At 28.1% G+C, this 20,120-nt stretch carries 16 protein-coding genes; 2 read left to right on the top strand and 14 right to left on the bottom strand.

All coding sequences use genetic code 4. The features are described from left to right. Positions 1-61: 61 nt before the first annotated feature. Positions 62-415 (top strand): hypothetical protein, encoded by a 354-nt coding sequence (locus MAGA_RS01585; protein ID WP_013021947.1) that lies wholly within the window; start codon positions 62-64, stop codon positions 413-415. A 170-nt stretch (positions 416-585) separates the two neighbouring features. Further along, on the top strand, positions 586-1,848 hold the full coding sequence (locus MAGA_RS01580; protein WP_013021946.1) for a DUF2130 domain-containing protein: 1,263 nt from the start codon (positions 586-588) through the stop codon (positions 1,846-1,848). Between the two features lie 125 nt (positions 1,849-1,973). Here the strand turns inward: MAGA_RS01580 and MAGA_RS01575 are convergent, their stop codons facing one another. The 14 genes from MAGA_RS01575 to MAGA_RS01510 all read right to left on the bottom strand — a co-directional run bounded on the left by MAGA_RS01575 (position 1,974) and on the right by MAGA_RS01510 (position 20,109). Further along, positions 1,974-3,548 carry a CDS14 family ICE transfer lipoprotein gene (locus MAGA_RS01575; protein ID WP_013021945.1) on the bottom strand — a complete coding sequence of 525 codons (1,575 nt, stop codon included), beginning with the start codon at positions 3,546-3,548 and terminating at the stop codon, positions 1,974-1,976. A gap of 317 nt (positions 3,549-3,865) precedes the next feature. After that, positions 3,866-4,318, bottom strand: a complete 453-nt coding sequence (locus tag MAGA_RS01570) for a Panacea domain-containing protein (RefSeq protein ID WP_013021944.1) — start codon at positions 4,316-4,318, stop codon at positions 3,866-3,868. Between the two features lie 374 nt (positions 4,319-4,692). Next, positions 4,693-9,246, bottom strand: a complete 4,554-nt coding sequence (locus MAGA_RS01565) for an Mbov_0399 family ICE element protein (protein WP_013021943.1) — start codon at positions 9,244-9,246, stop codon at positions 4,693-4,695. Positions 9,247-9,251: 5 nt separating this feature from the next. Then, entirely contained in the window at positions 9,252-12,038 is a 2,787-nt protein-coding gene (locus MAGA_RS01560; protein ID WP_013021942.1) for an Mbov_0397 family ICE element conjugal transfer ATPase, read from the bottom strand. Next, entirely contained in the window at positions 12,025-12,465 is a 441-nt protein-coding gene (locus MAGA_RS01555; RefSeq protein WP_013021941.1) for a hypothetical protein, read from the bottom strand. Before MAGA_RS01555 ends, MAGA_RS01560 begins: the two co-directional genes overlap by 14 nt. A gap of 146 nt (positions 12,466-12,611) precedes the next feature. After that, complete coding sequence (locus MAGA_RS04700; protein ID WP_013021940.1) at positions 12,612-13,100, bottom strand: hypothetical protein; 489 nt, start codon at positions 13,098-13,100, stop codon at positions 12,612-12,614. Next, positions 13,064-13,687, bottom strand: a complete 624-nt coding sequence (locus tag MAGA_RS04695; RefSeq protein WP_013021939.1) for an MMCAP2_0566 family conjugal transfer protein — start codon at positions 13,685-13,687, stop codon at positions 13,064-13,066. The genes MAGA_RS04700 and MAGA_RS04695 overlap by 37 nt, the downstream gene beginning before the upstream one ends. 4 nt (positions 13,688-13,691) lie before the next feature. Beyond that, complete coding sequence (locus MAGA_RS01545; RefSeq protein ID WP_013021938.1) at positions 13,692-14,057, bottom strand: Mbov_0395 family pilin-like conjugal transfer protein; 366 nt, start codon at positions 14,055-14,057, stop codon at positions 13,692-13,694. A gap of 405 nt (positions 14,058-14,462) precedes the next feature. Further along, on the bottom strand, positions 14,463-15,443 hold the full coding sequence (locus MAGA_RS01535) for a toxin-antitoxin system YwqK family antitoxin (RefSeq protein WP_013021936.1): 981 nt from the start codon (positions 15,441-15,443) through the stop codon (positions 14,463-14,465). Positions 15,444-15,492: 49 nt separating this feature from the next. Continuing rightward, the gene (locus MAGA_RS01530; RefSeq protein ID WP_013021935.1) at positions 15,493-17,505 is read right to left on the bottom strand and encodes a type IV secretory system conjugative DNA transfer family protein; all 2,013 of its coding nucleotides are present in this window, start codon (positions 17,503-17,505) and stop codon (positions 15,493-15,495) included. 94 nt (positions 17,506-17,599) lie between these two features. Further along, on the bottom strand, positions 17,600-18,253 hold the full coding sequence (locus tag MAGA_RS01525; RefSeq protein WP_013021934.1) for an Mbov_0392 family ICE element protein: 654 nt from the start codon (positions 18,251-18,253) through the stop codon (positions 17,600-17,602). Between the two features lie 52 nt (positions 18,254-18,305). Beyond that, a complete protein-coding gene (locus MAGA_RS01520; RefSeq protein ID WP_013021933.1) occupies positions 18,306-18,866 on the bottom strand; it encodes an Mbov_0392 family ICE element protein in 561 nt (186 codons plus the stop codon). An 88-nt stretch (positions 18,867-18,954) separates the two neighbouring features. After that, positions 18,955-19,407, bottom strand: coding sequence for a hypothetical protein (locus MAGA_RS01515; RefSeq protein WP_013021932.1), 453 nt, complete (start codon positions 19,405-19,407; stop codon positions 18,955-18,957). Between the two features lie 36 nt (positions 19,408-19,443). Continuing rightward, entirely contained in the window at positions 19,444-20,109 is a 666-nt protein-coding gene (locus tag MAGA_RS01510; protein ID WP_013021931.1) for an Mbov_0392 family ICE element protein, read from the bottom strand. Between the last annotated feature and the right edge of the window lie 11 nt (positions 20,110-20,120).

Genomic DNA, 20,120 nt, shown 5'->3' with positions numbered 1-20,120 from the left:
CTAATTATTTTCTAATTACTATATAATTAGTTTGTAATTATAAAGTACACTGGAAGTGATAATGGAAAACAAAAATATATTTAAACAAGTAGCATCACAGACTCAGAAATTGCAACAAGAAAACTTTGATAAATCTAAAAAACTAGATAATGACCAAGCAGTAGATAATTTATTAAACCAAGCAGATAAGCTTTTAAATAAACCAACTAAACAAGTTAAAGCTAAAAGAGAAGGTAAAGCAACAGGATTGTATTTAACACAATCTTTAGTTGATGATATAACCAAAGTACAAGAGCAAGCTATTAATTTAGGCTTTGGAAAAGTAAGCATTCCTGACTTAATTAAATATGGCATAGTTTACTTTAAAAGATTCATATTAATGAATTTAGTTGAGTTGCCTAAAGATGATAAGTAAATAATTTCAAAGATTAGTACAAAAAATCAAATAGGACTAATTTAATAAGTAGCCCTATTTTTTCCTTTTTCTAATTACTAGCTAATTATAAAGTAATTAGTTTGTAATTATATTGTAATTACTTTCTAATTAGAAATACAACTCATAAGACAAATGCAAAGGATTAATTAATGACAATCAAATTCATAGTAAAAGACAAAAAAACAATTGAACTATTAGAAGATGCTAAAAAGGGAGATCTTATTGATTTATCTAGTGCTGAAACAGTTGACTTAAGTATTATCAATAAAGCAATTGATGAAGCTAAAGACAATCTTTATAATGAGAAAATAGCAACCTTAAAAAAATTATTATTTACTGAATATAAAAGAAAGCTAACAGAAGAAATAAGTGCAATCAAAGACAGGCTGTTTGAAACAATAAATGCTCAAAAAGATAAAATAACAAAATTAGAGACACAAATTAGTAATTTTGAAGAAAACCATAAGCTAGATACTATAGTTAAAGTTGCTGAAGCAATTGAAGGCAAAAATAATGAAATTAATAGGCTTAATGATAAAGTTAAGGACTTAGCACACAAAATTAATCTATTAGAAGTAGAACACAAAAATGAAATAAGCAATAAAGTTATTGAAGCTAATAAATTAAATGAACAAATTAAAAAGTTAAACAGAGAAAAGCTAACTAAAAATGTTAAGGTTCTTGGAGAAGAGTTAGAGAACTACTGCATAAATGAATTTAATAATGTATCTTCTTATGCTTTTAGAACATCAGTATTTGAAAAGGATAACACTGCTATTAAAGCAGAAGGAGAATTTAAAGGTTCTAAGGGAGACTTTATCTTTAAAGTTTATGCTGAAGAAGAAAGAAAAACTCCACTACTTGGTGTAATGTGTGAGATGAAAACAGAGTTAGAATCATCAGTGTATAAACAAAAGAACCAAGATCATTACAAAAAGCTTGATAGTGATAGAGAAAAGAAGCAACTTGATTATGCCTTGCTTGTTAGTGAACTAGAGTATCAAAATAGTGATTGATTAGTTTATAGAGTGCCTGAGTATAAAAATATGTTCGTAGTAAGGCCAATGTACTTTATTACTATGCTTGGTATATTAGAAACAATAGCACTTAAGTATAAAGAAATTACATTAGATAAGCAATTTAAAGAAATTAGTTTTTCTGAAAAACAAAAAATATTAGATGACTTTAAAGACTTTAAAGATAGCATTCTTGATACTACATTAAAATATATTGAAACTAAAGTTAGTGAAATTAATAAATCAGCTGAGAACATTAAAAAAGAAGCTCATAAGATTTTAGAAGGAACAGAAGTAATAATTGACAGACATCTAAATGCAATTAAAAACAAAATTAACAGCTTTAGTATTGGTTCAAGAGTAATTAAACCAATTGAGAAGCTAGCTAGTAAGTAAATAAAGAAAGCCAAGTTGTAGAAACCTGGCTTTTTGTTTTTCTAATTACAATGTAATTATAAAGTAATTAGAAAGTAATTAGCTAATAATTAGTTTCTAATTAGAAGTAAAAACAAGCAACTTTTTTAGTTGCTTGTTGTTGTTTCTTTAAGTCCCTTTCATTTATTTAATCATTCTTTATAAATTTCATTAGCTTTTTTCTTGTACTCTTCTGTTTTATGTTTCTCTTGTAAATCAGTGTTATCTTCTATTTCTTTAAAATCTGAGAACTTGTCTTTCATTACTTTGTTTACATAGTAGGTAATATACTTTTTAATATTTATCTGATTATTATTATTAAGGACAAGCTTTGAAGGTAATTTTCCAAATAGAGCTACATAAATAGGGATAACTTCTTCATATAGTGCTCTATGTGCTCAAACAAATGAGTGTTCATAGTCGGCTTTAGTTATTAAAGCACTAAGCTCATCATTAGCCACTGGAAACATTGACACTCTTGTTTCATTTTGATTGTCTGGCTTTTCAACTTCTTTACCTAAGACAGTTTTTGTGGTTGCTATTGTCAGTGTAGAGACTAAGTCATTTAACTGTGTTTGAAATTGTTCTAACTCTTTTTTATAATCTTCTTCTTGTGTTTTTTTCTTTTCATCTTCTTCTAGATTTTTTATTTCTTCTTGTGTTTTAAATGTATGCTTAAATTCCATGAACTTTAATAAAAATAATAAATAGTCTTTATAAGTCTCAATGTTTGTTTGGGTATCAAGATATGCTTTTGCCGGGTCTGAGAACTGATCTAATAGATTAGGAGTGCCTAATACATCATAATAACTTTGATCTCCCCTTTTTATTCATAATTTATTTTCATCTAACTTACTATATATGTCTGAGATGTCTTCAAATGCTCTAGCTTTAGAGAGTGAAAAAGGCAAAAATCAAATATTTTTTTTATCTTTTGTTTGGACGTCTTCAAGCATATCCATATAATCTCCATGAGCTGTGTTGAATTTTATAAATTGATCTTCTCTTTTTATTATTTTTTTATTATAGTCATAAGGAGATTCATCATAACGGTCATTAAATTTATCTATAAAAGTTCCATATGTATCTGAATTTATTGTGAAGTCACGTCTTATCATGTTGTCATGCTCTAAAAATTTTGTCATTTTTTCTAAAAAGTCTTTATGCTCACTTGGTGTTAACTGTACACTACCTTTTAAATAATTTCTAAGCAAGTTATTAAACTCAACAGGTGGAATATATGTATCACTTAATTTCGATCTAAATTTTTCTGATCCAGGTTTTTTAAATAAATCTTCTTTTTGTTCTGGTGGTATAAAAATCATTGGCAAATACTCATCAGTTTTTCAGTTATCATTTTTGTATACATCTGAACTAATTGCTTTGTCTTCATGTGTAACTTTAGCAAAATAGTATTTATTATTCTCTTTTAAAAATGGCTGTGATTCTTTTGAAGTATCTACTAATAAGTGGCCTTTATATTTATTAAATAAGTCTTCCACTTGTTTTCTGCTATCATTATGATTAAATCCTGCTGGTGGCTTAGCATCATCTGTTTTAATAATTGTGGCTGTTGGTTCTAGAATTTTAAACACATTAAAACAAGAAACACTTGCTAATGCTGGTGCTACTGTTGTGCCCAGTAGCAGGGCTATATTTTTTATTCCTTTTTTTATTCTCATAATATTAATTCTAATACAAATATTAGGCAAATAATAGCTATTTTGAAAACAATTTCATATTGTTTTGTAGCATTTACTTAGTTTCCTTCACAAGGTAATTTTATAATTAGAAACTAATTACTATCTAATTATAAAGTAATTATATACTAATTAGAATATAATTAGAAGTTGCCAAAGTCAAATTTAATAGCAAAGTAAACAAATTTTTAACATTATGAATTTTTTTCATATGGCAATTATTAGTACTTAAAACTAAACAAAAAAACTACGGAATTCCATAGAATTTGCTTTATAAATTATTGTATTTAATACCAAAATTAATCTCCTGAATAAATGCTTCTATAGTAGGTTTTCATATCTTCAGTATCAATTAATTTAGTTGATGGCTCAAACTCTCCTAAGCCCTTTCTTGCCTTTTTCCAAGGCTCTTCTAAATGTGTAATAGCTTCTAGTTCATATCCTGATTTATCACCATATGTAGTTCAAACTGCATCAAGCAGTTCTAAAACATTTTTATCTAATTTGCTTTCATCAAAAACTTTTTGCTTAATCTCATTTCAGCCATATTCTTTATAATCATTTCATAATTCAGGAGAAACTGGACTATGTATTCAAGCCTGAAAGGCTGTGTCATTTAATATACCATCATCAAGCAAAGCATAAGCTCAAGCTTCAGCATAATATGTTAGTTTTTGAAGCTTTTTAGGAGTCATACTTTCTTTAGATAAGAACCAATTTGATATATCTTTATAACTATATTTTTTAGCCATTATTATATCTCCTTGAACATATTTATTAACCTAAAAAATTAGGATAAGTATACAAAAAGTAATTAGAATATAATTACTATTTAATTATAAACTAATTAGTTTCTAATTAGATTTGGCTGTGTTTTAAGCAAATATAATAACTTTATAGGTATAAATTACTTTAAATAGCTATATCTTTATTGTGTTAATATAAACTGTTATATGGCTTAGTATATATCTTATTAGTTTACATCCAATTAGCAAACATATAATTAACTTATAATTAGAAAATAATTAGCGACTAATTACACTCTAATTAGATTGTAATTACTATGTAATTAGCTACTAATTAGAGCAAAGAAAAAGCCAGGTTGTTATAACTTGGCTTTTTTAATTTAATTATCTTTGTAAATTCTAATAGGTTTTTGCTTTTTCTTTTGTTTCTTAGTAACACTCTTTCCAGCCTTAAAGCCTTTTTTGTTTAGATAGTTTCTAATACCAAAAACAGTTCCTGATATTAGTCCTAGTGTTGCAATAGCTCCAACAGTTCAACCTGCATAGCTTGCAACTTTGCTAAGAGTACTTCTTATATCTTCACCATTTATATCTTTTCTATGTGGATCTTTTTCCAACTCAGAAATTCATTCAGGATCTTTAGTTGGGTCAAATGAACTGCTAATGTTATTAATAACTGGTAAGAATGCAAAGCCTATAGCATTTTCTTTAGGAATTAGTATGTATATTTTGCTTCTAACTTTATTATCAAGCCCTTTATTAAAGTTTCTGTTCTCTATCTCTTTAATTTTATTAGCTATAGCTTCTTCATATCTTAAGCGTAGTTTCTCATCACTAATACTTGTTGGGATTAATACTTCTTTGCCCAGAATAGTTACTTTATTTTTCTCTTTAAGAACACTATTTACAGCACGATCATATTTTTCCTTAAACTCTTTATTCTCAGGCTTATTTAAGTCTTCTATATCCATTACCAAGTCTAAATTATAAAATGCTGTGCTTAGTCAAGCAATTAAATATTCTTTATTAAATCTATAGTTTAATGGCTCAGTTATCTTTGATACTTCACTTACTATTTTATCTTTTATCTTACTTAATTTAGTTTCACTGATAACAACAGGATTATTCAAGAATATCTCATTAAGCAGGCTTAAATCTACATATTTACTTGAATCAGGATTATATCCTGAAGGTCAAGTTCCTGGATTGTTAGGATCAAAGTTTGACCTGCCACCATTAGGATTATTTTCATCAAAGCTTGAAGGTCAAGTTGAAGGGTCATTTGGATTATATCCTGATGGCCAAGTCTTTGGATCATTTGCATCAAAACCTGATGGTCATGTTCCTGGATTGTTAGGGTCAAAGTTTGACCTGCCACCATTAGGATTATTTTCATCAAAACCTGATGAAGAATTGCCAGGGTTATTATCCCCGTCTGGTTTCTTATCTGGATCAGATTTTTTAGGCTTCTTTTTAGGATCAGATATATTTTGAAATTCAAACACTATTTGATTGTGCAAGTTGGCATTTAGTGGGGTTATGATAACAGTAAAAGTGTTGAACTTATCATATTGACTAGTTTTAATATTTAATTCATATAAATTAGATATTTTAACATCTTTACCTATTTCAATAGGTGTGGTTTTACTTTGATTATATTTTTGAAATTCATCATATATTTTAGATTTTATGAATCTACTAATTTTCTCAGCATTTTGTTTATGTGTGCCTTTTGAATAGTCAATGTTAATTGTATGCCTTGTTTCAATTGGTAACTTGCTTAAATCAATTGGTGGGTAGTAAATATGATGGGCATTGTTTTTAAGATAAAACTTCTTGAAACTAAATTTTTTGTACTTTGGATTGGTAGGAACAAGTGTAAATTCAACTCCTTGTGATTTAGAAGCATCATTTTTTTCAACTTTTAGTGCACTATCTAGTCAATATTTTTTATCATGACTACTTCATTCTTTAATTTCTCATCCTGAGTTTTCATATATGTTATGTTCTTTTAAACGAGTATTTCCCCTAATATGGCTTTTAATATAGTTTGTAACTATATTTTCAACTTCTTTTCTATATTTCTCTTTAACTGTTTCATCTTGTTCAGTAGCATATGTTAAACCATTTAAATTTGGCAATTCATTTCAGTGAACAGCTGTTTCAAATATGTTTTCATATGTAGTATCTTTAGAATCGATATCTGGAAAGTATTTTTTTAAATCATATTTTAAATTAATAAAGTCTAAGTATTTGTATATAAAGTCATTGTATGGCATTTTAGCTAGCTCAGCAAATGTTAATCCCGTTGTAGCTGTTAAATACTTAGCTAAAGGCTCAGAAATTCAGTTATTTGAATGTAAAAATGGTTGGAAGTAATTTTCTAATTTAGCTCCCCTTTCATCATATAGTCTGTCTTTAACTGTTTCATAGAAATAAGACTTAGGGTTGTTATCTTCATCAATTAAAACTAATGAAGCATTAGAAAATGTTGGTATATCTTGACTATTATTAGTTGCATAAACTAGTCAAATTCCTTCATCAGAAAAGTATGAAAACTCACTATTATTATTTTTTAATGGCAATGGCTCAGGAAGAGTATCACTTTTAACATATGTAACAACTTTTTCACCATTTTTATGTTCAGTTTTTTTATTAAAAAGCTTCTTTTTATAGTATTTAACATTTGTTAATGCCTTATCATATTCTAAATTTCTAAGAGCGCCTTTACCTAATACGTGAGAATCAACATATATACCAAAATCTACCTTTTGTTTAATATCATAAAGCAATGAAGGATATGTAAAGTGAAGTTTATCATCTAAGCCATGATTTTTTAAATTATCATTACTTATTCATAAAATTTCTTTCTTAGTTCCTGTAGCTGGATCAATGAAAGGATCATAATTAGGGTTAGGAATTTCTTTCTTTTTATCATCTAAAAGTGGCTGACCTTTTTTATCAAGCAAAATTTTTGATATTAATTGTTTTTGGTCAGGGTTTTTATCAGGATCCCAAGCATATCATTTAATAATTTGTGTAAAGAACTTTTGAATTATTTGATATTTAACAATATATTGCTCATCAATATCTCCTGAGTTGTTTGAACCTGTTTTAAAGCGCTTTAAGTGAATTTCATATTCATTAGTTGGTTGCTTTTCTTTTTCTTTATCTTTAATTTCTTTAGTATTAGCAACAACTCTAAAGTCTATTAACTTTTTCTTAAATTCTTTATTTAAGACATCAACTTTTTGCTTGTTAATTAGCATAATATCTGTTTCAGCATTGTCAGAAATAAATTTGATATCTATTGGTGAGCCAACTAAAAGAGTTCCATGATCATATTTATTTTTCTTATCTGGTTTTTTTATTTGCTTAGCTTCAGTTTGTTGTCAAAAATCTAATTTTCTTTCCTTGTTGTAATAGTTTGCTCATTCCTTAAGAGTTTTTATTGCTTGTGAATATCCATACTTTATGGTTAAGTTATCTCTTAAATTTAAGCCTTGTTCTTTTCTATCAGTTTTATCTTTGGCGTTCTTGTACTCTTTATATAAATTTGATTCAGTGAGATTAACTTCTAGTTCATCATAAGTATTAATACCACTTCCCAGTTCTTTAAGCATATTAGCAAACTTATTAATATTGTAGCTTTGAGCTTTAGTAGCTGGGTTTGAAGCATTTTCAAGAGTTTTTATTAATTCTGCTGTTTTATCACTTCCATTTTTGGAAACACTAACTAGTCTTTTAACTATTTTTGCTGTTTTTTCTTTTGAGCTTACTACTTCAGGAGTTTCTGAAAGCTTTATTTTTCAACCATCAGATAAACTATATTCTTTAGTGCTGGTTTTTTCCTTTAACTTTTGTACATTAGTTTTTAATGGAAACTTCTTACTATCAATGTCAACAGGTAATGATTCATCTAAGTCTCCCATAACATCAGAATCTATTGTTATTTTGCCATTATTTACAATTGATGCACTTTCTGAATAAGCTTTCTTTAAGCCATTAAAAATAGTGTTTAAGTCTTTAAATTTAATACTATCGGATAGGTCATAGTATTCATTTTTAGTTGAGTCGTATTCTAAAGTGACTTCAACTTCTGGATTGGCTGTGTAAGCTCAATAACTTCTGATAGTATTTAATATTTTATGTGATTTATAAAAATCTGTTTTTTCTCAAGGTCTTTCATAGTTTTTAAGCTTATTTTTGGATTCTTCAGTTAAATCAAAACCTACAATCTCTATATTTTGAAAAGCATTTGGATTAGGAGAATAATCGCAACTTATGCTACTAAAGCCTTCTCTTTCGCAGTTTGTTTTAATTTTTGGATTAACCAAATTATTAATTTTTTCTTCAATGCCTGAAATTTCTATAGTAGGATACACATAGTAATAATCTGGATATGGTTTAATATTACCTTCTATGTAACCTTGGTCTCATCAAAAAAAGTTTTTTGCCTCAGAAGTTAAAGATCTAGAATATGGGTAAGCTAGCCCAATAGCACCATGCTGCTTGCCACCACCACGAACAGATGGGTTTAATATAATTCTTGGTGGGTTATGAAAATATTTAGTTCCGCTTGCTGGAAATTGAAATTCCTTTCCAAACACATTGTATTTTATGTTTGTGCCTCTGGGTCAGTCAAATTGATCAACACCGACTAAATATGGTGAATCTGGTAACAAAAAATTCCACTTATAAGTAAATGTTTGCTTTTCTCTTTTTTTATAAACTCCTGACTTAAACTCATCGATTTGACTAAACCTATTATCTATATATGATCTATTAAAATTACTGTCTGATCCTGATAATAATTTATTAGTAATCAAAAATGCTGAACTAGTGCTTTTTAAAGAACCAGCACTAATAAAAGCAAAAGGGAGTAAACTCCCTAATGCTGGCACTAAAATATATCTATATTTTCTACCTTTCATTATTATTACTCTCCTTTATCAAAAAATAGTTCTTTCTCTACATCATTAAAATGTAAATTGATTGCATAACGTTCATTATTTGAAATAGTTGCTAATACCTTTCCCCTTTGTCTTGAAGCAATGAATTTAACTTCTGAATCTAATAATTGATTAGAGTTTTTATAGAAGCCTTTAACAGTTTCAATATCATTGTCTAACAGTCCAAAAAAGAATGAATAAGAACAGTTATTTATTATTCTTGAAGCCATTTCAGCTACTGAAGCTGTTTGCTTATAGTCTGAAGGGTTTTGAGTAGTATGTATTGTTCCACAGTCTAGCTTACGCACTAATTTAGTAGTATCAGCAATATACTCTAGTGTTGTAATATTCTTTTCATTAATGTATAAGTGCTCTTCATCAATACATAATGCAGAATATTTAATAAGTTTCTGCATTTCTTTCATACTTAAGATTCTTACATTATTCTTTTTCTTGTATTCTTTAATAATAATTTTGTTATTTAAAGCATTATTAAAGATAAATTCATTAATTAAGCTAAGAAGCACCATAATACCCAATCTAGCTGTTATTGAGCCTTGTGTATCAGTTAAGTTGTCATTTTTGAACACAACTACATCATTATTAATGCTTACTGTTGTATGGCCATTATATAGCTCTCTTAAGTTACCATTATTTTCAAATTCAATGCTTAGTAGCTCTGCAAAGTCTAATATCTCTTTATGTCTTTGCTCTCTGTCATGATGATCATCAGGTATTTCATACTCTCTCATTGATTTAATTAAGTCTGACATTGTAGGTCACTCTTTGTATGTAAAGTCTGACACTTTATTTAAGTTATAAATACCCCATTTTTCATACAAATGAATTATTTGTTGTCTTAAAATAGCTGATTTTTTGCTATCTAAATTATCAAAAACAATTGAGAAAAACTTATTTAGTCAGTTAAGATGGTTATTGACAATAGATTTAATATTAGCATTATCTACTTCATCTTCACTTCTTGCTATAAATGATCTTACTTGTAATGGGTTAATTGTTGTTCCTGAGCCACTTCCTAGGTCAATAATTTGACCGCCTAAAGTATTAGCTCATTTTAAGTATTCAGCTTGTGGGTCAATTACAATTGCAATATTACCTGCTGATACAGCATTAGTAAGAATTTTCTTAGTAAAAGTTGACTTACCCATACCAGGTGTACCTAATATCATTACATTATGGTTTGTTCTATATTGAGTAAGCTTGAACATATTTCATACTAAAGCTTCATTACTTTCTCTTAATTCTTTACCAACTAAAAGACTGTTACCATCATTAAGTAGCTTTCTATGAATTGGATAGCCTACAGCTTGGTTTAATGATGTTATTTGGTAGTATTCTCTATCTAATTTAGTAACAGGAAAGTTTATAACGTCTAAAAATCCTTCAAATTGTCTAAATAATAAAGAGTTGATACCAAAGTTTTCTTTTGCTCAAGTATTTTTTAACTTAATATTTCTTGCTCTTTGTTCTTGCCTGTCTTTTACAGCATCAAAGACAAAAATGTTTGCATCAAATAGCTTGTAATTCTCTTGCTGAACTTGTTCAATCATAGCAATTATTGCTTGCTCTTCAATGCTTGATGAAAACTTACCAACTACTGTGTGATCCACACTCATTGAATCTTCATTTCTTTTGGCCGCCTTATCAAGTAATTTATTAATAGCATTTTGATCATTGTAAGGAAATAAATTTCATACAACAGTGCCTGAAATTGTAAACATTTGCTTAAGTCATTGAGCATTAAGTCTGTTGGCTGTTTTTCCAACACATTTAACACTATATTGATCGCCATTTATAGAGATGATATCTCTATTAAAGATAACTTCTTCATAGGCAAATAACTGATCTAAGCTATCTTTTTGACCATAAATACCACTTAAATTTAAATAGCTATGAATTTGTTCATCACTTTTACCAAAGCGGTTTAGTTTATTTAAGAACTTAAGCAGTTCAAAGTCTTGTAATTTATTGTAAGTAAATAGCCCTAAGTCATTAATTTTTTGCTCAAATGTTATAAACATTTCTTCAAGTGAATCAATTGTTGGGGCATTAATTACTAAATAGAAAACACTTGTTGTAGTTTCAGTTTCTAATTTTGAAAAATCATTGATATTAGCTTGATAATATCTATTTCAAAACTCATTGTTTTTATTTAGTAATTGCTTATTTTTAGATGAGTTATTAATAAATTCTTTGTTTTTGTCATACTTAATTTTTTCATCTAATTTAATAATGGAAATTTTATGTTTAAAGCTGTCTAAGATTCTTGCAAAGTTATCAATTAATCTAATTTGTGTATCAGCATTTTCTTTTCAAATATCCTGTCCATTTATTTGCAAAACCATAAAGTAATTATTGTGTTCAGTTTTGCTAAATAATTTATTGGTAAATATTTTGTTTTTAACAACATCAGATGAAACTAATGATGAATATGGGTTTAAATCAGCACTGTCTCTTTCTTTATTGTTAGATAGCTCCTTTGCAAACTTATGGGGCATTGACTTGAATTTAAACATTCTAATCAAAAGCTCATATATCTTACAATTCTGGCCTGAAGGCAATATAAGTATTAATAAAGTGAAAAACATAATAGCAAATACTATTCACTTATATTGCAATGCAAAAGGCCTAAATGCTAAAAAGGATACTAAAAAAGAGATTAATATAACAATAAAGAATTCAATAACATCTTTTCAAGAGAAAACTCTTGTTATTTTAATTTTCTTATATTTTAGTCTATTAGGTTGTAGCATTTGTTCCTTTTCCTACATTAGGTTGATTTGATTGTTTAGTCACTGTAGCTAAAAGCATTGAGTTTGTGTTTTTGCTTTCTTTGTTGAATATATCAGCAAAGTTTACTCTTGATTGTTTTTCAAGGCTCTCTCAGTACATGTTTAGTTGTTCTTCATGTGATAAGTGGGTAAGGTTGTTTTCTTTTGCAAACTTAGCAACTCTTTCATTATGTTGCTTAATTTGCTCTTGTTGCTTTTGCAACTCTTGTTTTTCTTTTTGCTTATTTTTCTTTTGAGAAACAGTATTTTCTACTGCACTATAAACTGCAGTTTTAGCTTTTTCTCTAACTACTACTTTAGCTATACCTTTTAAGTTAAACTCTTCAGTTTTTATTTTAAATAAGTTAGCTGTAATAGTAGTTCTTAATAAATTTTGTGGTTTAAACACGCTAATAGCACCTGCTAGATTACCATCACTAATAGCTTTTAATTGCTGTTCAGCAATTTTAACTCCTACACGTGCTACTGGTTTAGCAAGTTTTCCAGCTGGGATGAAATTTAGTGCAAACTGCCCTGCTTTGGAAGCAAGGCTAATTATTTTTTTCCTATGCTACCCCCTTGAGCTGGCGCTGCTTCTGGTAATCCACAAAATCTCATTATTACTGATTGTAATTTCCCTAAATTTCTGTAACCTATAATGTTTATTATTAAGGAAACCATTACACTGTGAAATCCTAAGAAATAATCAGTTAATTCAACCATGTTTTCAACTGCTCAGTTGATTATGTAGAATGAGAAGAAAAATAACACTAAAGATAGATAATTAGAGATAAAACTGTCCTTTCATGCTCTTAATTTCCTACCATTATCAGCAAGAGATAATGCCACTATAATAGGGAATATAAAGTATAAAAGTACAACTGGTACAATTCTTCCCGCATTTCTAATCATTGTTTTTAAAACAGAACCATAAATAAAAATGACAGTTATGAATGTAAACAATGCTCCTCTAACTGCATATCCTATTGCACCACCAGAAAGAAATATTAATGCTGGTATTTTTGAATGAACAGCTGATATCACTGATCATAAACCTGGAATTGAGGCAATGCCCCACTTAAATTCATAGCCATTTGCATCATTTCCAGAAACGTACTATTGAGCCTTCAAAAGGTTTTTCCATCAATTACTTCTTGAAAGTTAGGATTAAATGTTCTATTTATAAAACCTACTCCAGTGCTTCCATGTTCGTTTCCATCTATAAGTTTAAGAATATTTATTATAAATTCATTAAATAACAAAATGCCTACTTGAAAACCTAATAAAAATAAAAGACTAATTACACTTTGTTTTACAGCACTACGTAATAATGCTGATGAACTACGAAATTCTGAAATAGAAAATTTAATAATTATAAGAAAGAACATTACTACTCAAATTGCTGTACTTACAATCAATATGTGAGCAAATATGCTTGGGGTAGTGAAATTAGTAATGTCATCATTAGGTTTAAGGCCAAACAATATAAATTTTGTTCCATCAAATACAATGTATCTAGCAACCAATAATGCATAAACAAAAAGTGTTGCAAAAAGCAATGCTATAGCCATTATTGGCATTCATATAACCATACCAACTGGTATTGCCGCTAAGTAATCAAATAGCCCCATTAATCTATACCTTTAAGTTGTAGTAAATTGGTTGAGTAAATATATTTAGTAATCTAGCTACTCCCGGTGATGGTTGGCTAGTATTATTGACAGTAGCATGTGTATTACCTTGAGTATTTCTTATAAATGATGTTAATCCCCATGCTAAAACAATTAAAACTAAAGCTGCTGCACCCCACAATATTTTGTGAGTGTTTTGTTTTCTTTTCATAGGATCTTCTTCTTGTTGGTTTTTAACCATTGCTCAAATTAAAAGAGCAATAACTATAACAACAGTTATACCTGTGAATATACCAAACACAACATTAATAATTGAATCTATACCTGATTGTAGTTTTGTTAATCCAGCTGTATTAATTGAATCATTCATATTTATCTCCTTTGTTTCTTTTTATGTTTTTTAAATCATCAAATTGGATATATCAGTGCTAGTGATATATATAAAATCACTGCTCCAATTAGCAAATTAAACTTGATTGTTGTTAGTGCTCCTTGTTGTACTAAGTATTGTCAATAAGATACACAAAGTAACAAAAACCAAATTAAAGCTACTTGTAAAACAATATATGTTACTAAGATTGCTATTGAAGCTTTTTTAGATATTTTTCTCATACTTAATTTTTTCATTTAATCCTGTTTTATAGTCCTATTTGTATAATATTATTAAAAGAATTATGCAAATAGCAAGCAGACAAAAACAAATAATTCCTGTGGTAATTAATAAGCTTTTGTACTTAGGATTTGGCTTTTTAATTTTTTTCATTGTCTTATAAAATTACTTTTTAAATCCTTGTAATATGCTTTGTTTTACAGCATCCATTGATGCAGTCTTTTTAACTTCTTGTTTTGCACTTTCAATGTTTTTGGTATCAAAGGCATCAGTTGCTTTTGGGCTTTTAGTTGCTTTTTTAGCTGGCTCTTTAGCAACTGTAGGCTCACTTTTTAATGCTTTTGTTGCCTCTTCCTTTGACTTGCTTATTTGATTACGAAGTTCATGTTTTAACTCTTCTTTCATCTCATTTAAGTCTTTTCTGCTGAAGTTTAATTCTCTTTCAGGGAAGTCATTTTCTCTTTGTATTGTCTTGGTTCTTTCATTTAAAAAGTCATACATTCCTACACCACCAACAACTAAAAGTCCTGTTGATAATGGGAAAGCTACAATGGCTACTATTGCAAATAAAGACAGAATCGCTGTAGATGGCTTAATTAATCATTCACCAAATCTTTTAAGTTCTTCTTTAGCCTTTGCTTTTGGTCTTGATTTCTCTCATTTTTTATACTCTTCATCAGTTGCAGGAGTATTAGCTATATATTTATCATTTGATATGACTTTTCCTTCATTATCATATGTTATATGTGAGCCTGTTTTAAGGCCTTTAACTCAGTCAGTAGTTGACTTTAGTTTTCCATTTTCAAAGTTTTTTTCTTGTCCATGCTCAAGATTATTTTTGTAATCTATTTGCCTTTTAATTTGTCCTGTTCCAGGTTCATATTCAGTTAATGTACCATTTAATTTGTTATTTTTAGCTTGGCCAGTAATTGATAAATTACCATTTTGTACTCAGTAAAAATTACCATCAAACTTATTGTTTTTAACTTCATAATAACCATAATTGCCTTGCAATTCAGTAAAGGCAAATTGTTTACCATTTTTATAAGTAATAACATCAAAATTCTTGTTATTTATTTTTTTATTTTCCATTGATACTCTTGATTCATAACCAACAGGATCAAAGCCGGGATTAACTCATGCCATATTATTCTCCTTTTACATATATGCCTGTTTTATTGGCATATTAGTATTTTTAATCAAATCTATTGACTATATCTAAGGCTATGCTGTATAAGTCATTTTCTTGCCTTACTTTTTCATTTATTTCAGTTTCTCTATCAATATCTTCACTTTGCTCTATCTCTTCACTTACACTATCTTGTGCTTCACTATTAGTTAAATTGCTTAAGCTTCATTTAGTAATTTCACTAGATGTTTCATCACACTGGTGCACATAATTATCATTTGTAAAATGCTTATATGCTAATTTAGTTTTAATAAGCATTGGCTTATAGCCAATAATTGAAATAATGGCTAGGTCTTTATTCTTAGACTTTATTTCACTAACACTCATTAATGGTTTTTCTTCAATGTTTTCAGTAGTACCTGATGTTGAGCCTTTTGACCTACTATCATATGAAGTAGATTTTGATATTTTCTTAACTTCTTTTTTACCTAATGATTCTGATAATTCTTTAAGTGTGTCTTCATCATTACTATTTAAAAAGTAAGTAAATTGTAAGTTTGAACGAATTGTTTTATCAACTCCATCTACCTTGTCATTGTACTTTTTAAGCTGGTTGTAATCTTGAAGCACAAATTGGAAGAATATATTCCTGCTTCTTGAAATAGTTACTTTATTATCTAAATTAATAATCTTTGGTAAGTTTCCTGCTTCATCAAGTAAAAATAGTCATTTTCTATCTAGCTTTTCTGATAGATATATGCCATATTCATCTTTTCTTTTACCATTTTCATTAGCTTGGCTAACTAATGCTTGGTAAATTTGGTCAATTAGCATACTAATTAAGAAGTGATGAGATGGTTTATGGTCTGGATAGTGAATAAAGATAGCTACTGGTTGTTTTTCTTTAGCAATTAAGCTTAAGTCAAAGCTTTTTGTTTGTGCAATAACTCTTTGTACAAATTCATCATTAGTAAAGATGGCTAATGCACTAGAAACAAATGACAAAATACTTTGGAAAGTTTGTGCATTTTTAGCTTCTGATAGTAATGCTTCAACTTCAAATCACAATTCTTTTCAAATTAAGTCTTCATCAGCTTTTAGTTTAACTATTGATATTCAGTCTTGATTTGCATCCCAAGCAGGGGCAACACACAATTTACCTACTGAAATTAAGTTAAAGTCTTGAGCTGAAACTAAATCAGGTCTTTCTAGTGATACCAATAAAAGGAATTTAGTTGCTGTATTGATAACTCTTTTAGCATTATCAGTTCAAAACTTTTCATCAGTGTCTGATCAAGGCAATTGCTCTATAACATTATTAATTTCACTAAAGGCTTTATAAATGTTTTCAATATAAGCTTTTTGATCACTATATTCTAAATGAGCTTGCTTGTATACATAATATAATGGGTTTCAACCATTGCTATATTCAGGCTCACTAAAGTCAATTGCAAATATTTTATAGTTTTGGTCACTTAGCTTTTTGCCTACAGCTTTAATTATTTCTTTTTTAGGGTCTGTAATAACAAATGATGCCTTGTATTTTGGCCTTAAATGGCTGTTATATAGTATGTTTGGTAAAATTACTCTTTGTGTTTTACCACTACCAACACCACCAATTACGACACTGTTGATATCATTTTTACCGTTATTAATTCATCATTTTTTTAAGCTATTTGCATAATTAATTACTCAGTTACCATTATTTTGATTATGTTTATAGTCAGGAGAAACTAAGAACTGCTTTTTAAAAAATGATCTATCGCCAACTAAAAGCTTATCGTTTCAAAGTCAATATTTACTTTCATTTGTTTGTTCTTTTCTTTTTCTAAAGAACACAAAATATACAAGTGCTCCTGAAAGAATAAGAAATAACATTGGAGTAAATATTATGAAGAAGTTTGCATTCCTTACTATATTATGCTTAGAAAGATTAATGTAATCACTAAATGTTTTGACCTTAGAAAGATCATCATATGTTCTTAAATTAATAAAATTAATAACTAGCAGAAAACCAATAGTGGTAAAGATAATTGAAGCTATAACAATAACAATAATTTTTATTGCTATTTTTTTCATTAATGTTTAACTCCTTTTATTCTTTTATATAAGTCAATTTGCATTGTCTTATTTGGTTAAATACAAAAGTGTTAAGTAGTTAAGTTTTTTAATGCTAATCACTGTTGCTTTCTTTAATTCAAGAAACAATATGTCCTTGATCCAAGTGATTATCTAAATAATCAAAAACTCAATCTCTTTCATCCACAAGGAATCATTCATATGGATTATTACTATTTCCAGTGTAAACTAAATCATTATCACTTGATAAACTGTTTAATCAAGGCAACTCTTTATTTCTTTTCTTAAACAGAGTATAGAGTTCTCAATCAATTCAGTCATAATGTTCTTGTTCATTTAGCATTTCTTTTAAGGCAAAAACTGGCTCAATATCAAAATCAATTAGAAAATTTAAATAATCAGCGCCACACGCAAAATTGTTAAAGTGCTTCATAAAAACTGAATTATCAAACTGTAATGCTATTTTTGTAAGTTCTAATAGTTTTTGCAATTCAGATATTGTTAGTGCTTGTGATTCAATTACTTTGCAAGTGTTAAAAGCAAAATTTGTTGCAGAAATTGGATATCTAGCAATTTTTTCTAGATTAATAAAAATGCTTTTAACCAATTCAACATATTGTGATCTTTCCTGTTCACTTTTAAATGAAGACGCATTTTTATTTAAAGTTTTTAAAAAATACTCTTCATTACTAATTAGATCCTTTTCTAATAATTTCTCTATATCTTTATATTCAAAATACTTTTCCATATTTTGTTCACTCTCCACATAATTTTTTAATCATTTTTAATGAAGCAGTTGCTTACTCATCTAAATCAAATTCTGTTATAAAACTTTCTTCATCATATACAAATGGGCAAATTTCATATCAATCTTTATCTAATAGCCAGTCTACAAACTCTGAGTCAAGATCAAAAATTGGTTTTGCTCTGCCATAGCCATCAATTTTAATTGGGAAAGATGTATCACTTAGTTCCAATAAGTCTACAAGTAAATCAAGGTTTGTTTCAGTTCCATAGGTTTTTAAGTCAATATCCATTTGTTCTCATAATTCATCAAATGAGTGTATATCGCTTTCTCTATAAAAATCATCTAATATTTCATATTCATCTTCTTCATAGGCAATTATTTCACTAACAATTAAGCCTGTTTTATAGATACCTGCAATTTTGTCTAAGTCAGTTGTTTTGCTAATTTCTGCATATATTTTTTGCTCTAGTTTTTCATCATAGCCACTAAAATCAATGTCAGCAATTTCATCAATTATTCTTAAATAAATTCTTTGTTCACGTTCACTTTGAAATCTATTGGCTTTTTCTCTAAGTTTTGCATATGTTTCATTATGTGTCTCTATTGGCATCATTTCTCCTTATAAAATAGTTATTTAGCACATCTATTACTTTGATATTTTGTTCTATCAAATTTAGCATTCTTGTCTTTATTTCACTCACTTATTCGTTCTCTTGCATATTTATTTTGCATGTATCATTTTTCTTTTTAAGAACTATTAATTTTGATGACTCATCATTTACTAGTTTTGTCACATAATCTGCCAATTTAATTGAATCAGCTAACCCTAAGTAAGGTCTATCATCTCAATTGCTGTCACTTAACTTATCAATGAATTCTTTTAAATTCATTTTATATAATGCACTTGTATCAATACCAACTATGCCTTCTTTAATAGTTACATCCTTGCCATTTTTGTCAATAGCCTTAGCTAAATCTATTAAAAAGTGCTTACCTGTATTTTCATACTCATTTTTTCATTCAAGCAAGCCATTAACAAAGTAAATTTCATCTTTATCTATTGCAACTGGAACTGTGAATTTACTTAATTTCTGGTTATTTTTCTCTCAAAACTCGCTTTTTCACTCTAAAACTTTTAATGCTAATGAATCCATTTGTTTCTCCCATTACATTACTTTTTTAAATTTCTTTTACTCTCTTAGCAAATTATTAAATGCAAGAGTTGCTATATCAGATGAAATATCTAAATAAGAAACATTAGGAAGCAATTCATCTAGCTCCTTTTTACTTAATCAAGCTAAGTAAGAAAGCAATAAATTGTTCTCATAAAACTCTCTTGCTCTACCTTTTTTATCAAGCTGTACCATTGCATATTCATTACAATCTCTTACTAAATCAATATAAAGATTCATTTCAGGGCTTTTAGTGCCCAATTTATTAATGCTTTTAGTAGCTTTATCCATTAAATATTTGTATTCAAATATTCGATCATATTCCATATACTCATTAAGACTAAAGTTAACTAACTTAGTATCTTCTCTATTATCAATATTTAATAAGCTTCAGTTACAAATTAATTGATAGATTTTGGTTAGTCTATTAACTTCAGTTAAACCTTCATATAACTCTTTTAGTATCTTTTCTAAAAGTTTAGAATAAACTCAAGCTTTTTCCATTGCTGGTATTCTTTCATTAATAGCTAATATGATGTTTATATATGTAGTTCTGTCACCAAATTTATTGCTGATTGTGTTTGCAATTTCATTGAATTTATCAATAATTTCTGATGACTTAAGCTTCCTAGGCATTGATGCATACAAAATATTTTTAATATTTTTCTCTGTAAAATAATCCATATTATTACTGC

Source organism: Mycoplasmopsis agalactiae, from assembly GCF_000089865.1.
GTDB classification, from domain to species: domain Bacteria; phylum Bacillota_I; class Bacilli_A; order Mycoplasmatales; family Metamycoplasmataceae; genus Mycoplasmopsis; species Mycoplasmopsis agalactiae_B.
Note: the sequence above shows the minus strand (reverse complement) of the source record. Positions and strands in the feature narration are given on the sequence as shown.